Source organism: Acetoanaerobium pronyense (genome assembly GCF_017874355.1).
Taxonomy (GTDB): Bacteria; Bacillota; Clostridia; order Peptostreptococcales; family Filifactoraceae; genus Acetoanaerobium; species Acetoanaerobium pronyense.
In genome coordinates this window covers 1-16806 of sequence record NZ_JAGGLI010000007.1, presented here as the reverse complement: position 1 = coordinate 16806, position 16806 = coordinate 1, and the positions used below count along the sequence as shown (strand labels likewise).

The 16806-nt window shown below is 32.9% G+C and carries 14 protein-coding genes; 4 read left to right on the top strand and 10 right to left on the bottom strand.

The annotated features are described in order from the left end of the window. Positions 1–28 precede the first annotated feature (28 nt). The 3 genes from J2Z35_RS04310 to J2Z35_RS04300 form a co-directional block, all read right to left on the bottom strand. Entirely contained in the window at positions 29–295 is a 267-nt protein-coding gene (locus tag J2Z35_RS04310) for a hypothetical protein (protein ID WP_209659781.1), read from the bottom strand. Continuing rightward, positions 282–1403 (bottom strand): hypothetical protein, encoded by a 1122-nt coding sequence (locus J2Z35_RS04305; RefSeq protein WP_209659779.1) that lies wholly within the window; start codon positions 1401–1403, stop codon positions 282–284. Before J2Z35_RS04305 ends, J2Z35_RS04310 begins: the two co-directional genes overlap by 14 nt. A gap of 308 nt (positions 1404–1711) precedes the next feature. Next, entirely contained in the window at positions 1712–2626 is a 915-nt protein-coding gene (locus tag J2Z35_RS04300; RefSeq protein ID WP_209659777.1) for a choline kinase family protein, read from the bottom strand. A gap of 374 nt (positions 2627–3000) precedes the next feature. Here J2Z35_RS04300 and J2Z35_RS04295 point away from each other — a divergent pair, with 374 nt between their 5' ends. The 4 genes from J2Z35_RS04295 (at position 3001) to J2Z35_RS04280 (ending at position 8926) form a co-directional block, all read left to right on the top strand. Then, positions 3001–4143: a 1-propanol dehydrogenase PduQ gene (locus J2Z35_RS04295; RefSeq protein WP_330623380.1), complete on the top strand. Its 1143-nt coding sequence runs from the start codon at positions 3001–3003 to the stop codon at positions 4141–4143. A 126-nt stretch (positions 4144–4269) separates the two neighbouring features. Beyond that, positions 4270–6654 carry a choline trimethylamine-lyase gene (gene cutC, locus J2Z35_RS04290; RefSeq protein WP_209659769.1) on the top strand — a complete coding sequence of 795 codons (2385 nt, stop codon included), beginning with the start codon at positions 4270–4272 and terminating at the stop codon, positions 6652–6654. Positions 6655–6973: 319 nt separating this feature from the next. Next, positions 6974–8149 carry a histidine kinase gene (locus J2Z35_RS04285; RefSeq protein WP_209659768.1) on the top strand — a complete coding sequence of 392 codons (1176 nt, stop codon included), beginning with the start codon at positions 6974–6976 and terminating at the stop codon, positions 8147–8149. A gap of 18 nt (positions 8150–8167) precedes the next feature. Continuing rightward, a complete protein-coding gene (locus J2Z35_RS04280) occupies positions 8168–8926 on the top strand; it encodes a response regulator transcription factor (protein WP_209659766.1) in 759 nt (252 codons plus the stop codon). Positions 8927–9020: 94 nt separating this feature from the next. Here the strand turns inward: J2Z35_RS04280 and J2Z35_RS04275 are convergent, their stop codons facing one another. From J2Z35_RS04275 to J2Z35_RS04245, 7 genes are all read right to left on the bottom strand, one after another. Continuing rightward, positions 9021–11138, bottom strand: a complete 2118-nt coding sequence (locus J2Z35_RS04275; protein WP_209659764.1) for a methyl-accepting chemotaxis protein — start codon at positions 11136–11138, stop codon at positions 9021–9023. A 294-nt stretch (positions 11139–11432) separates the two neighbouring features. Further along, positions 11433–12011: a DUF1062 domain-containing protein gene (locus tag J2Z35_RS04270; RefSeq protein WP_209659755.1), complete on the bottom strand. Its 579-nt coding sequence runs from the start codon at positions 12009–12011 to the stop codon at positions 11433–11435. 310 nt (positions 12012–12321) lie between these two features. Further along, positions 12322–12600 carry a CD3324 family protein gene (locus tag J2Z35_RS04265; protein WP_209659753.1) on the bottom strand — a complete coding sequence of 93 codons (279 nt, stop codon included), beginning with the start codon at positions 12598–12600 and terminating at the stop codon, positions 12322–12324. Between the two features lie 284 nt (positions 12601–12884). Continuing rightward, positions 12885–13079 (bottom strand): hypothetical protein, encoded by a 195-nt coding sequence (locus J2Z35_RS04260; RefSeq protein ID WP_209659752.1) that lies wholly within the window; start codon positions 13077–13079, stop codon positions 12885–12887. Positions 13080–13118: 39 nt separating this feature from the next. Continuing rightward, complete coding sequence (locus J2Z35_RS04255; RefSeq protein WP_209659750.1) at positions 13119–13925, bottom strand: hypothetical protein; 807 nt, start codon at positions 13923–13925, stop codon at positions 13119–13121. 227 nt (positions 13926–14152) lie between these two features. Continuing rightward, entirely contained in the window at positions 14153–15034 is an 882-nt protein-coding gene (locus J2Z35_RS04250) for a CPBP family intramembrane glutamic endopeptidase (protein WP_209659748.1), read from the bottom strand. Positions 15035–15153: 119 nt separating this feature from the next. Then, entirely contained in the window at positions 15154–16512 is a 1359-nt protein-coding gene (locus J2Z35_RS04245) for an IS4 family transposase (RefSeq protein ID WP_209659746.1), read from the bottom strand. Positions 16513–16806 lie beyond the last annotated feature (294 nt).

The window sequence follows — 16806 nt, the reverse complement described above, 5'->3', positions numbered from 1 at the left end:
CCCCTTTCAGATCTTATTGGCTTAATAATTAATCTTTAATATATTTGTTTATCGCATCCTCACCTTCTTGGTGAGCACGGTAGTATATTTTTAGTTCTCCAGATTTATCCATCTCAAGCTTGCTTTCTTCTATAAGTCCATTTGCCTCAGCTGTCATCATTGCATTTAGAACTTCTTTCTTGTTTAATGCTTTAAAGCTTCCATACTGACCTTTTAGTGCTTCGATAACATCTTCAGCGCATGCATCTTCAACCTTTGTGAAGTGTTTCAATATCGCAAAATTAAGCGGCTTCATTTGCTGAGTCCTCCTTTTTTTTAAATAAATCCATAGGGTTAACTGCTATTACAAATATTCCTATAGCCATCATCGTAGCTGCAGCCCACTCTATCATGCTAAGCTCCCAGCCTTCCATTCCAAATATTACTCCAAGTAATAACCAGCAGCATAGTGGTCCAAAGAATGAATAAGTTCCATTTGTTGCCATTCCTAGAGCAGCACCAGTCATACTGTTTCCTTTGTACCACCACATAAATGATATAAATGCAAAGAATCCTGATACTACAAACCATATCATTGCACTTGAGCTTGTAAATGCCTGCCCTGCAAGGCTAAATGGCTGCATTATACTTCCACCAAATATTCCTAGTATTGGAAGAAGAATAAATAGATTTGCTAGTCCTGAAGTAACCTGACGAACAGTGATTCCAACCTCAGAATCTACCATAGCAGAACCATATCCAGCTATAACTCCTTCAAATCCCCAACCAAGAGCTGCAATAAATGCTATTATAAGTCCAAGTATTACTGAATCTGCAGCATCTGCTCCAATTCCTACACTACCAATCATTACACTAGCAGAGACACATATTACAATTCCTAGCATCATTCTTTTGTTTAATTCCTGCTTATATAAAACTCTTCCTAAAATTGCACCTATGGCTGGGCATAGTGCAGTTATCGGAATTGCCATAGACCCTGCAAGCTGTATACCAACAACATAGGAAACGTTTGCTATAGGACCCCCTAAAAGAGCCGCAAGCATAATCATTCTTCCTGGTGTCGTGTTTATAGTCCTGAAAAAATCTCCTAATTTCCCTTTTATTCCAACGTTTATAAGTGCCCATACTGCACTACATATATCATTTACTGCACTACCAAGTGCTCCCACTATAAATACAATTGCAAATGCTGATAATCCAGCTGTATTGTCTCCATACCAGTCTGCCCAAACTCCCATTGACATTCCTAGTGTCAGGAAAGCTGAAAACATACCATATGTAAGTCCTGAAAGTAGTCCTATTGTGATTCCTTTTTTAAAGAATTGCGAAGATAATTTCTTTTTGGCAGCAACGGCTGAGCTGTCTACATTAGCTGCTTGTACTACCGATATAGCTTCATTCATTTTAAAGCCCCCTCATTAAAATTTTGATTTTTAACCCATTTCCATTTTGTTTTTCTAAAAGCGTTTTCCGACATTAAATTAATGATATCTTAATACGCTTTTTTTTCATGGTATTAATCCCACCCTTTTAATGGATAATATCCTTTTGTTTTTTAATAACATTGTATTTTAGTCATATTATTGTGAAAATTCCATATATGCATTTTTGATTATTGAATTTCTATAATATTCATAAATTGCCGAAAAAAAGACAGATAGCTACTATACTACCTGTCTATTTCAGCTTATATTTTATTGTTATAAAATCTCTAACATTTTACCATTTCAAATATTGGATAATCTTTAGACAACATAATCTTTTCCATATTTTTTTTAAATCTCTCGTATCTCATATAGCAATATTCCAAAAAATCATCGCCATTATAATGTCTAATAAGAGCCCACACAGTCCAGAGCAAATCCTGAGCTAGTATATAACTTTTTATTTTTAAAATTTCTTCAACTGTAGCAGTCCTATCATAATACTTTTTTATAAGAAAATCTATGGAGTCCTCATCTAAATGAGACTCTAAAATATACGCAGCTATATCCCAATTGGGGTCGTTCATACCTGAATATTCCCAGTCTATAAGATATGTGGCTCCACTATCATCTAGTATGAAGTTTTCTGGCACTGTATCATTATGACAAGGCAAAGATATTGGATTTTTTATATTTTCATTCATAAAGCTTAGAAGGTAGTTTTTTAAATCAAAATAATCAAAGAAAAAATCCCCTTTTAAAGCTTTCACAATTTCTTCATATTTTTCAAGTTCAGTTTTAAAGTCAAAGGAATTGGGAAACCTGCTCTCACTGAAATGAATTTTTTTCATAATACTAGATACTGCATCTATATTTGAAAAGTCGCAAGGGTTTGCCATCGCAATATTTTTACTGTTTTTTATATATATACTTATCTTTACTCCAGTTTCATCATCAAAGTAAATACATCTAGAGTTGACTCCAATCTCGGATACTATGGTATTATTTACTTTTTCAATTTTCCTGTCAATCATTTCATTTGTCATTCCGCCTGGCTCACGAACTACATATTCAAGACCATTTATTTCCATAATATAATTATAGTTTGTAAGCCCTCCAGCAAAACGCGACTTATCAAAAATTAAGGAATCATCCTTAAAAACAGCTCTTAACTTTTCTTTTACAATTTCTTCCATTTTCATATAGTATTCCACCATGTTTATTCAAATTTTAAGTCAAATTACCAGAACATTATGCTCCTATATTCCAATATTTACATTTCTTATGGGAGCATCCTTATTAGTTTTATATTTTACCAATTATATCAAGAATGGTATTTAGAATCAACTTATTCCTTAAATGCCGTTTATTTTACAATAAAAAAGAATTTGTACAATTTTTTTTAAAACAAAGTACCATAAATCCAAAAACTATATGACTAATATTCAATAAAAGTTATTTAATGTATGTTATTATTTAGTCAAATATCTGTAGTTTACAAATTATACTTTACTTAATCTATAGCTTGATTTTGATTGAAAAACTTTAAAACCAATATTCAAACTACTAGGAGGTAATTATCATCAAAGGAAGTTTTGTATTAAAACCCAAAATTTATTTCAGTGAAAATGCATTAAGTCTTTTAAAGGATTTATCTGGACATAAAGCTTTTATAGTAGCGGATGCTATAATGCAAGACCTAGGGTATCTTCAAAAAACAATAGACTATCTGGATGAAGCTGGAATCAAATCCGAAGTATTTTCTGATATATATCCAGATCCTGATATAGCTCTTGTTGCAAATGGAATAAAAAAATACAGCGAAAGTGAAGCCGATGTCCTAATAGCTCTTGGAGGAGGCTCTGCAATAGATACAGCTAAAGCTATACTTTATTTCGAGTCTGGTTTTAGAAACAAAAATAAAGTGTATAAAAAGCCTACTTTTGTTGCCATCCCTTCAACAAGTGGAACCGGTTCAGAGGTCACTGATTTTTCGGTAATTACATCTAATGACGAAAAAGTATGTATCGTAGATAATGACATATCTCCTGACATCGCCATATTAGATCCAACCTGCATTCAGCATGTTCCATCAAGAGTAGTTGCAGATACGGGTATAGATGTTCTTGTTCATTCTTTAGAGGCATATGTATCCAAAGATGCAACAGACTTTACAGATGCTCTGGCAGAAAAGGCTATTCAGCTTATATTCGAAAACCTTGAAATAATCTATAAAGACATAAATAATATAAAAGCAAGAAGTCATGTCCATAATGCCTCCTGTATGGCAGGAATTGCATTTACTAATACAGGTCTAGGAATAAATCATAGCCTCGCTCATGCTTTTGGCGGAAAATTTCATATATCTCACGGAAGGTCTAATGCCCTAATGTTAAAATCTGTGATTGAATTCAACTCTGGCTTAAAAAGCACTCTTGATGAGTATTCATCAAAAAAATATTCAAATATCGCTAAAATCCTAAACCTTCCGGCTCGAACATCTAGAGAAGGAGTAGTAAGCCTAATTTCAGAAATAGAAAGACTTAAGAAAAACATTGGAATAGAAAATAGTATAAGGGATATTGGAATAAAAGAAGAAGATTTCTCTAAAGAAATTGAAGTAATGGCTGAAACTGCATTAAAAGATAGATGCACAGCTTCAAATCCTAAGCTCCCTACTAAAGAAGATTTAATTGAAATTTATAATAATTGTTGCTAGAGTTAATTTTTTTCTATAAAACTATAATTTAAAAATACTATAAATTTGGAAAAATAACATAGATTTTAGATTATACGTATGGTAAAAAGTCAATAAATTGTTGAATTCATGAAAGGATGAAAAAATATGAAAAACGTGAATCTTGTTATGACTGATCGCTTGAATCATTTAAAAGAAGCTTATCTGAAAGTGACCCCTAGTATTGCCATCAACCGTGCTCTGGCTTTTACGGAAATAGCCAAGAACTATCCGGACCTTCCTGCAAACCTAAAGCGGGCAAAAGGGTTTCGCCTAGCTTGTGAAACTGCTCCTATGCTGATTCAGGAAGGAGAACTAATTGTCGGACACCCTTGTGGAAAGCCGAGAGCCGGATCTTTTTCACCCGATATTGCTTGGAGCTGGGTCAAGGAAGAACTAGATGAAATCAGTACCCGCCCTCAAGACCCTTATTATATCAGCGAAGAAGACAAAAAAATCATGATAGAAGAACTCTTTCCCTTCTGGGAAGGAAAGTCTCTAGCCGAAGCCTGCGAAACCAAGCTCCGTAAAGCAGGAATCTGGGAATACGGTGCAGAGGCAGCTATCACTGACTTGACCTACCACGTCACTAGCGGCGGGGGAGATTCCAGCCCCGGCTACGACATTATTCTTTTTGAAAAAGGTATTCTTGGTGTTTTAAAAGAAGCAGAACAGCATCTTTCTGAAATCGATAATACCTCTGAGAATTTTGAAGAAAAGCATGCGTTTTACCAAGCTTCCATCGAGATTTGCCAGGGTGTCCTAACCTATTCTCAAAGACTATCGGATTATGCTGCTCTTCTAGCTATTCAAGAACAGAATCTTATCCGAAAAAAGGAATTGGAAACAATAGCCGAAGTAAACAAGAAAGTTCCGGCAAACCCTCCAGAAACTTTTCATGAAGCCCTGCAGGCGGTATGGACCATTCAATCGCTATTCCTTTTAGAGGAAAACCAGTGCAGCACTTCCCTGGGGCGAGTCGATCAGTACATGCTTCCGCATTTTAGAAGAGATATTGAGTCCGGTTCACTTACTGAGCAGCATGCCTTTGAGCTAATAGGCTGCTTTATGCTAAAATGCTCAGAAATGATTTGGTATACCCCAGGAGCAACGGCCAAATACTTCGCCGGTTATATGCCCTTTATAAATATGTGCGTAGGCGGTCTCCATCGGAATGGAGGGGACGGTACCAATGAGCTATCCTATCTGATTATGGAGGCTGTCCGTCTAGTTAAAGTGTATCAGCCTACTTTAGCCTGTCGCATCCACAACCTGTCCCCCCAAAAGTATCTGGAAAAAATTGTGGATTTGATTCAAACTGGGGGTGGTATGCCAGCCTGTCATTTTGATGACGCCCATATAAGGATGATGCTCAGCAAAGGCTACAACATCGAAGATGCCAGAGATTACAGCCTCATGGGCTGTGTAGAACCTCAGAAAAGCGGCAAAATCCATCAATGGACAGCAGGTGGCTTTACACAGTGGCCAATCACCATCGAACTAGCTCTGAACCAGGGAGTATTAAGGTCCTATGGGGATAAGCAATGGTTGGATACAGGAACTTTAGAAGATTTTCAATTCTTTGAGGATTTTGAAGCAGCTGTGAAAAGACAGCTGGATTATTTGATTGATATGAACTGCAGGGGAACCATAATCATTCAGGAGGTCTTCCGAGATGTCAACCCCACTCCCTATATGTCCCTCTTTATTGATGGATGTATGGATAAAGGAAAAGATGTGACAGCAGGTGGTTCTGTCCTATACGATGGACCTGGTACCATCTTCGCTGGCCTGGCCACCTATGTAGACAGCATTGCAGCTATAAAAAAATTAGTTTACGATGAAAAAAAATATACCTTAACTGATATGAAGAAAGCCATGGATGCCAACTGGAAGGGATATGAGCAACTCCATAAGGATTGTCTTAATGCTCCCAAATATGGTAACGATGATGATTATGCGGATCAGATTGCTAAAGAAATAATAGACTATACTGAAAGAAAGATGAATTCCTATCAATCTCTCTATGCACGTCAGATTCACGGTACACTTTCCCAATCCTTCAATACCCCTCTTGGAGAAATGATAGGGGCTACCCCCGACGGAAGAACAGCTTACGCCCCCTTATCTGATGCCATGAGCCCTTCTCAGGGAGCAGATACCAAAGGCCCAACCTCTGTTATCAAGTCAGTCTCCAAACTGAATGTTGAGTCCATGAGTCTTGGTATGGCTCATAATTTCAAAATTAGCGAAGGATTTCTGGAAAACCCCGAAGGAAGAAATGCCCTAATTGGCCTCTTGAGAACCGCTTCCATCATGGGTAATGGCCAGATACAGTTCAATTGTGTCGATAATGCTACTTTAATCGATGCCCAGAAACATCCGGAACTTCACAGGGATTTGATTGTACGAGTGGCAGGATACTGTGCCTTCTTCGTGGAACTTTGTAAAGAGGTACAAGATGAAATCATCAGTCGAACGGTCCTTGGGTGACAATAAACTTTGTCCTTATATATTTTTATAAAAACGGCAGTGGATAGAATGACTCTACCTACTGCCGTTTTGTTTCACTAATCACAAATTCCTAAAATCGAAAGCAGTATACAAGTAAAATAGATTTTTATCTATAAAATTCTTAACATTATTGAAAAAGCTTGTTTTTATTTCTTCATACTTACAACTGTATCTTAAACAATATTTGATTTAGTTTACTTTAATCATATAATATATTAAAATAACAGATAACCATTTTGTTTTTCTTAAGTTAGTAGTTTTTCGATTAATAATCGCACTCTGGAAAGGGCAGTATACTATGAATACTACTGATAATCCTTTAAAAAAATTAATTGTTTCAAATTTATATAACCGCTATAGCGGTATTTTGTCGTTATCAGATATTCCATTATTTTTAATGGATACTGATGGGGAAATACTTCTTGAACTAATACCATTTCCAGATTTTTGCAGATACATGTGTATGGAAAGCGAGTCTAAGGTTTGTCCTGAATACAAAGAACGTCTGGACAATAAACTTGATGGAAGCTTTGTGTGCCAATATGGCCTGGAAAATATATCCCTTCCAATAAACCTTGATGGAGATACTTACGGTTATATAGCTGGTTTACAGGTTTACACCAAAGAAACAGAATATAAAAAACATATGATAAATATAGAATCTTTGAATAATGAAAAAAATTTGGATTTAGAGTTTATTGCAAAACTTATTTCTGCTTTAAAAGTTGCAGATTTAGATAAAATAAATATTCATCAGCAACTTTGTCAACATATCGCGAAGAATATTTCTCTGGATTTATCTCAGACTCTAAGGTCCGATAGTCCAAATATGACTCTGCTGTCTATAGAAAAGGATATGCTCGAAAAAAAAATCATAGACTTAGAAGCAAAAAATAACTCATTGGTAATCAACCCCCATTTCTTATTCAATACTCTAAACTGCATTGCCAGAATAGCATACTTTGAAAAATCACATACAACAGAAGAGCTTATATATTGTCTTTCTGATTTATTAAGATACAATTTAAAACAATCTGATCAGCTTCATACTATAGCATCAGAAATAGACAATATCGAAAAATATCTATACATACAAAAAGCGAGATTCAAAAATAGAATCCAGTACACAATTGATGTTGCAGACAAAATAAAATCCTTTAGAATACCCAATATGGTAATACAGCCAATAGTAGAAAATGCTATAGTCCATGGAATTACTCCTAAAAGAGATGGCGGACAGATACATATAAAGGGTGAATTATCTAATAATACTATACTAATCTCAATTTCTGATAATGGAAATGGCTTTAATAAAGATGCGATTGATAAAATTAATAATTCAGAGAAGATATCCGGTCTTGGATTTAGCTGTACCGATAAAAGACTAAAAAAATACTACGGTGATAGCTATGGCCTTAGTATTGAAAAATCCGATTATTCAGGTAGTACAGTTTCAATTACAATTCCTGTTTAGGAAGCAGAGGTGTTTATTATGAACGTAGTCTTGATTATAGAGGATGAAGTTTTAGAACAGGATTTTTTAAGAGAAATTGCCTTAGAATATCTTGACTCTAAAGACATCCTTCTAACCTGCAGCTGCGGCTCGGAAGCAATTGAACTTTCAAAAAAATATAATCCAAATATAATTATAACTGATTTGATTATTTCAGAAATAGATGGACTCACTGCTATTAGTGAAATCAGAAAATTTTTACCAAATTCCTGTATTTCTATAATTTCTGGTTGTTCTGAGTTTTCATATGCACAAAAAGCTATTGGTCTTAAGGTATTTGACTATCTTTTGAAACCTGTCAAACCTCGAGATTTTAAGGATTTGCTTAAGAGAATGATAGATTCATACGAGAATTCATTAAAGAATATATCAGCTTCTGTAGAACTGGTAGATACAAACATAAATGAAACACAAAAGCCATTTATAGATGATGCCTTAAAATACATAAAAGAAAATTTCAAAGAAAAATTAAGCTTGGATATGGTTGCAAATAAACTTTTTATGAATCCAAAATATTTTAGTTTTGTATTTAAAAAAGAGACAGGACTTTCATTTACAGACTACATCGTTAATCTTAAAATAGAATATGCTTGTAACTTACTTGAAAATACGAATTATCCATCCTATAGGATTTCTGCTGAGTGCGGATTCTCTGATCCTTCTTATTTTAATAGAGTTTTTTGCAAAAAAATGAATACAACACCTCAAGGCTATAGAAGAAGTCTAGGGTTCAAATAATTTAAAGAGAAATTTAAAATCCCCTCAAGACAATTACTCAAGAGGGGATTTTTGCTTATTTATTCTTTTTATTCTTTTATCTTCTAGCTCTATTTTAGACTTTAAATATACTTATATTTTCATTTAGTCTACTTGAAAGCTCATTTAATTTTTCAGCACTTATTGCTACCTCTTCAACAGCTTTAGTCTGCTCGGACATAGATGCACTTACCTCTTGAGATGATGCTGCTATCTCTTCTGTTACAGCTGAAATATTGTCTATAGCAAGGACAATATTATTTTTGTCTTCATCTACTTCCATAAGCTGATTTGATACGTTTCCTATCTGATTTACAATAGATTCTACAGATTTAAATATTTTTGAAAGAGCTTCATCAACATTAACAACTGCCTCACCTTGTTCTTCAGTTATTTTAGCCACTTCTCCTATCACTGAAACAGTTTCTTTACTTTCATTTTGAATATTTGTAACTATCTGAGCAATCTCTTTCGCAGCCATTGCTGATGAATCTGCAAGCTTTCTGATTTCATCTGCCACTACTGCAAATCCCTTTCCTGCATTTCCTGCTCTTGCAGCTTCAATAGATGCATTTAAAGCTAGAAGATTTGTCTGCTCTGTAATTGAAGTAATGGTACTTATTATCTCAGATATTTGTTTTGTTTTTGCATCTAGGTTGTTTACTGCATCAGAAACCTTTTTATTTGAAGTAATGCTAATCTCTGACTTTTCTTTAAGAAGATTTAGTACGCTTGCCCCTTCTTTATTTATTTCCATTGCTTGCTCTGCATTTTCTCTCATAGCATCACTGCTCTTTGTTAGACTCTTAAATTTTTCATCCATAGAAGATGCAAGATTTGCACTGCTTTCAGAATCCATAGCAGCATCATTCGTTCCTTTTGAAATTTCATTTACAGTATTTTCTACTTGATTCGCTGTAGCCGAAGCCTCTTCAGACATAGCTGCAAGACTTGAAGCTTCTTCGACCATAGTAATACTCACATCTTTAGTACTTTTTATTAGATTTTTTACATTTGATATCATTTCATTGATACTATCAGAAAGTATTTTTGTCTCGTCATTAGATTTTGTATTTACTGATACTGTAAAATCACCATCTTTTATTTTATCAACTGCGCTTACTACCTCAATTATAGGTTTTGATATACTTCTTCCAATGATAGAAGCTACTATAATTGATACTGCTATAGCGAGTACAGCTATAATCAGCATTGTAATTAAAATAGTTCTTAATAACTTAAAAACCTCATTTTCAGGTATATTTGAAGCTATAATCCATCCATTTTCCAGTTGACTGTAAGCTGATATAGTTTTTATACCTCTTACATCATCATAAGTAAGAACCCCTGATTTTTTTTCATTAATTTCTTCTAATATACTGCTATAATCTCCTACAGTAGTAATATTTGTCTCAATTTCAAGTTCCGGATGATATATTATCCTACCATCAGGATGCATTAAAAAAAGATATCCTGTATCAAATAGAGTAATCTCACTAAGTGTTTTTTCGATATCATCCAGATAAAAATCCATACCTACAATACCTATAGCTTGTCCATCTTTTATTATAGGGTTTACATAAGATGATATAAGATTTCCATCTTCCGAAATATATGGAAATGTCCATAAAGCCTTTTTTGTATCAATTGGTTTATTGTACCATTCATAGTACTCTGCACTGTAATATTCAAGTCCAAACGAATCTTGAAGTGTATATGACCCTCCCTCATTTAGTACCCACATATCAATTTCTCGCCCGAACATATCTACATTAAAATAAGAATATATACTTCTTGATATCCTTGTGTCAGCTCCTACCGCCTGAAGCTCTGATACAATATCAGATTTTATTTCAGCTATATATGCTTCATCATTTTGTAGCACTCTATCAACATCTACTCTTTGTCCAATAGAGCTTGCAAGTACTGATACTGCACTTTCAACCTTGAAAAAATCCTGCTCAAAACTATTTACATTACTCTGAACTAGATTTGCAGCTGTGGTTCTTGAAGTTTCTCTAATATTTCTATCAAGAGTAAACCCCATCATTCCTGCAATTATGGCTACAATAACTACATTAGTAATTATAATAGACAAAATGATTTTTTTTGAAATTGTCATTCCCTTAGTTTTTAACATTTTTGTCTTTTTTCCAGAGTTCAGATTTTGATTTTCATTTTTCAAATTTTTCATGCACTCCTCCTAGAAACTATTATATTTAATGTGGAAATACGCTTTTTTAAAAAGTATTTTAGTGATTTTTCTAAAATACTTAGTATTTATTTTAGTATAGAGTAGATTTAAAAGCTACCTTTGTTTTGTTTATTTTGTAACTACGTATTTGAAAGATTAGTTGAAAGCTTGTATTACAAGGGTTTCATAAAAAAAAATTTTTAAAGATATTTAAAAAAGTCATAAGCTACTGAAAAACATTTTAGTAGTTTATGACTTTTAGTATGATAATTGTAAATTTACTTAGCACTTAATCTATTCTTTTATCCTAATAATTTCTATTTTTATTTTTTGAGAACAATCCAAAAGTATTATATGGTTATTATCTAGCATTTTCTTTGTTTTGCTCCTTGATATCATTAGAATTTCTGATGCTAATTTTTCTTTTCTAATTTTTAGTCCATAAGGATTTTCAATAATAATTTCTTGTCCTTCTTCAAATATTATTTTATCAAATATGAGTTTTTCACCTTTAGAATCCATAAAGCTATATTCTATATCTTTTAAATCTACTTCCAATTTGTTTTTAGTGAAAAACTGAAAATCTCGTCCATACTTCTGAGCTAACTCCTTGTTGTTTTCTAAAAACAATCCATACTCTTCTTTTGATAGTCTACTTACTTTTTGTCTTTCATATATAGATATATTATAAGTGTGTTTGCACTTTTCACATTGATAAATAAGCCAAACGTCAAGCTTGTTTCCATTTGCATTTACTCTAAACTTTTCAGTATTAATATAATTTGTCTTTCCTTTGCATCCTGAGCAGTTGTGGATTATCTTGAAAGATTTCTCTGAAATAATACTGCACTCTATTTTTTTAATATAGCCCATATCGCATCTCCTATAACTAAAATCTTAGGATGCGCAAGCTATTACATTAATTTTTTATTTGCAATAGCTGCGCTATGCAAAATATATAGGCGTGGTCATATAGATTTTCTCCTTAGATTGGATTTAGTAAATAGAAGATCCACGATTTCATTAAAAAATCCTATTTAGAAATATTTTATAAATTAAGGATTAGAATCATAGCTCTGATATATCTACTAAAAACAGCTTATCATTTTGAAATAAATGTATTCTACCTTATAAATTTTTATAAAAAAATATGAGCCAATACATAATGTATCAGCTCTCTTTTTTACAAATTTATGGATTTCATTTTTCTAATTATACGCTGGATGCTTTTTTCCGAAAGATAGTATTTTGATGCTAACTCTAAAGTTTTAGATCCTGAGATATACGCGTTATATATCTCTTTGTCTCTACGATAAAGCTCCTTTTTTGTCTTTGTATTTGTTCCCCAATTTTCTCTAGAATCTTCTTTTCGAGGAATATATATGTTTTTACCATCAACGTATTTTTGAATCAACTCTATTACTTCAGTAGGAAGAATTTCCTCCGCTTTGATATAGCCCATAACTGCCTCCTAAAAATATAGTATTTATTAGGAATAGCAATGGCCAAAGCAATTTTTTATTTTTGGGGTTAATTGCAATAGCCAGTGCTATGCAGTCATAATATATCTTCTCAAAACGCAGTCCTCCTTTTTAATTTAAGTATTTAAAATGAAAAACTATTAGCTATTAGAATTATATAATAAAAATACAACTAAAACTTTCAATTATTGAATTTATTTTTGATGTTTCATAAACTTATTATTTTAGTCGATGGAGGTTCATATTCCAAAATAGATTAAATTGCTCAGTCTCTTTTCTTCCATATGAGATTTGTCAGTGTTCCCAATATCCCCGCCGTTATAGTAGCTGATACTAATAAAGCTAAAATAGTTTTAAAATCAATACTTCCAAATATATTAATTAAATAAAAAAGAAATGTGGCAATAAAAACTATAATATAGTTAGCTTTTCTAAACCTATATCTTTTGAAATTTTTCATAGTGAAATTCTCCTTTTTTGAGTTATTCATATAGTCTTTTTATGAAAATAAAATATTTTCACTGGTCTTTTTCCAAAATAACACTAGTCCCAGAATATAAAAAAGTGGAGTTAACCTAGATGGAATCATTGTTGATCCTGATAGCATTAGATACCTAAAAATAAAAACAGATAAAACTCCAACAATAACAATCATAAACGATAATATAACTCTATTAACTTTAGTTGACAAATCAAGTAAATTTGTCAGCATCCCTGCTGCAATATATATAAGAGCAAATATTATAAAAGCCAAATAAGTCTTAACCATAATTCCTTCATAGGCATTCACACCGAATTTAATATCAGTTCTGACAGATTTTGTATATATCTGAGCAATAAAAATAATTATTGTTATTATGAGGATAATAAACAAATTTTTTAGAGCTGCTTTTTTAGCAGTATCATTTAAGATATAACATCTCCATAATAACGTAAGGCCTAATATATAAAATAAAGGAGATAATCTAACGGGATCTGCTAAAGCTGTGAGTCCAAAAGGCTCATTAAAAAAAACTACCATTATAAATGTTATTATTGCAGTGACAATTGCCGTAATCACCCTATCTTGTTTTACTGAAAAATCTAACTTAGCAGTCAAAATTCCTAAACAAAAATAGAAAATTCCAGATATTGTAAAAAGCAAATAATTTATTGAATTATAATAAGGATTTTCAAATATAAGAGCTTTTCTTAATAGATTACTTCCATAAACAGAATAAAGTTCAATAATGTAAATGCTTAGTGTTATCATAAGTACTATCATTAAATTTTTTATTGATGGTTTTTTATTTATAGTTTGTATCATAAAACCTCCGAAAATATATTCTGACTTTATTGATTATATTTCGTCCAAAGCTTTCATAGAGAAATTACTCCACAAACATCAAAAGCGCTGTGTGAAATCTATTATTTTCATATTTAAACTCCATCAAAGGAATTATCTACTTTGAAAATCAGCCTATTTTTAGTATATCTAAAAAACCCAAAGTTCACTGTAATTACTATGAACTTTGAGTCTTTGATAGTTATTAATTAATCTAAAGGTAATATTCCCACTTCACTCTCTATTTCATCCTTAAGTCCATATGACTCCCATGGAGTACGGGTTCTATAAAGGTAACGCAAGCTTAAAGGAAGAACTATGAATATTGCAGCCCCATACATAGCTAGATTTACTAGTGGATAAAGTTCTACAAATCCACTATATCCAAGGAGCTCTAATCCAGCGCTTAGTAAGTTATTAATAAGATGAATCAAAATTGGAGCCCATATAGATTCTGTCCAGTACAAAGATAGTCCTAAAAATATCCCCATTACAGCTGCCATAGTGCTATGGGCTAAATTCAAATGATAAATACCAAATAGGAGAGCTTGAATAATAATTGTCAATTTCATTGTAGTTTTTCTCTCTAATTCTCTAAATATCAATCCTCTAAATAAAATCTCTTCTATTAAAGGAGCTGCAATACCCACACTTGCAATAATCAGTAATGTATTTGGCGTAATTATTGACCCCATATTACTACTATGATTTTCTAAAGATTGAGGAAATATAATCCCTGTCAGATTAAGAATAATCATACTCAAAAATATTACAGTTGAACCAATTAAGCAAGATGCTACTATTTGACCCTTTGTAAGCCTTCTAAATCTACATTCTTTATATAAATTTAGACCTCTTCTTTTCATCATATACCTATAAATCAAAAATGAACCTACGGCCGCCACAATAATTGCTAGTGATGTGTGATTAGCCATACTAGCTGCAAGATTTTCAATATCTTCAGCGCTACCATCAATACCCATTTTTATTCCATAAAAAAAACTAGCTCCCATTATGTAGAGAACCATTATTATAAAATGAATTAAGATGTATTTTAGAATATTCCAAGCTGTTCTTAGATATGTTGTCATAAGAGCCTCCTTACACTTTATTTATCCCATTACAATTACTTTTAATCAACTGCCATCAGAATAAATAATTGAAAAGACAAACTTAACACCCTCTAACCTTCTATATTTAAATTAATTACTCAACTTTCCCAGCACAATTCAGCAAACAAAGCCTTGATATATGAAGCTTGTTGGGTAATCCAATGCTGAAGTTGACGTTGAACCAATTTTTTACCTTTTGTTGTAGTTGATTTGATGTGTTCAACAAATAGCCCCATCAAGCTTTGTAGGGCTGTTGAATATTCTATATCTTGAATGTCTTCGCAGCATCTGAAAAATAGTTCACCAAATGTTTTAGTATCATTCTCTTCACGGCGTAACCATTCAAGAAGGATATATCTACAAAACACAATAGTTGTATGGCTGATGAACATATCATAGCTTCTCCCTTGGAACTCAGAACCAAGCTTCATAAAGGATTTGGCAGATTTAAAGAACACTTCTATACCCCATCTGTTTCCATAGATTCTTACGATTTCCTCATCTGAGATCATTAAATCGGTGCTTAAAATTGCCAGCCATTCTTTTTTGTTTGTACGATTCCTGACAAAGACAATCCTAACGGGAATCCCCTCTTTGGTGGTAACTGCAACGGAACCAAGTATACTGCCACCACGTTCTTTTATGACGAATTTACGAAGCTCTTTGAGATCGTACATTTGATTTTGATAATGGTATCTTGCATTGCCTTTTCGAACCATTCCAATGGCATCAAGCCCCTCTTTGAGGATTGACTTGATTAAGGGCTCATTAGTAAACCAGGTGTCCATAAGAACATAATCAGCTTCAATGCCATAAGCCAATGCATTTTTGATGAGTTTTATAGCCGCTTCCGGTTTTTGAGTGAGTGCTTCTTTTCGACGTTTATAACCATTAGTACGTTTGTCGATGTCGTCATTAATTTCTTGATAACGATTCTTCTCGTTAGCTGATGAAAGCAGTGTAAATCCAGTTGGAACAAAACTGTAGCCATCTGACCATCCAAGCGTGAGCATAGTAAATCCCTTTTGATATTTGTGAGTAACGTGATCATAAATCCTAGCCAACAATTCAACGGATTTGCTTCGATTTCTTGTAACGATAGAGTCATCTAAAATCAGTACTTTGACTCTCTCTCGTCTAGTGAGTCGTGAGAAGGCATGAATAACTTTTGATGCCAGCAAAGATAAAAATTTATTCCAGTTGTATGTGGGTTCATTTAAGAATCTATAGTAGGTATTCTTTGAAACAGCCTCGCCTGAACGAGAAGAATCCAGAAATCGAAATAGGTTCTTACCTTGAAATACGAGAGAAAACAAAAATTTAAAAACACTATAGGCAGAGTGACCACACGCCTTACGAATACCGGATTCTTTCAGTAATTTTGCAATGCCGAGTGTAGAAAAAGCTTTAAACAATTCAATTTTAGTCTGTTCAGATGAGTTGTTGTATTGTATCATATATGCATGCACCTTTCTTGTCTTGAATTTGGTTTTGGTTAACTTAATTCTATCAGACAGACTGGTGCATTTTTATTGCAATATTTATTTTTTAAGAAAACTTCTTATCTGTATATCAACATCTGTGAATGATTTGAGGGTGGGAAAGTTGAGTTAATTATAGCTACTTGTCCCTGTATATGAATTCCAATAAGAAAAATGTTACCGGCAAGCATTTTTGTATAAATTTCGGCAAATAATTTTCCCTATTTTTTGGAATATAATTTTCCCTAAAATAGGGATTTTCTATTTTCT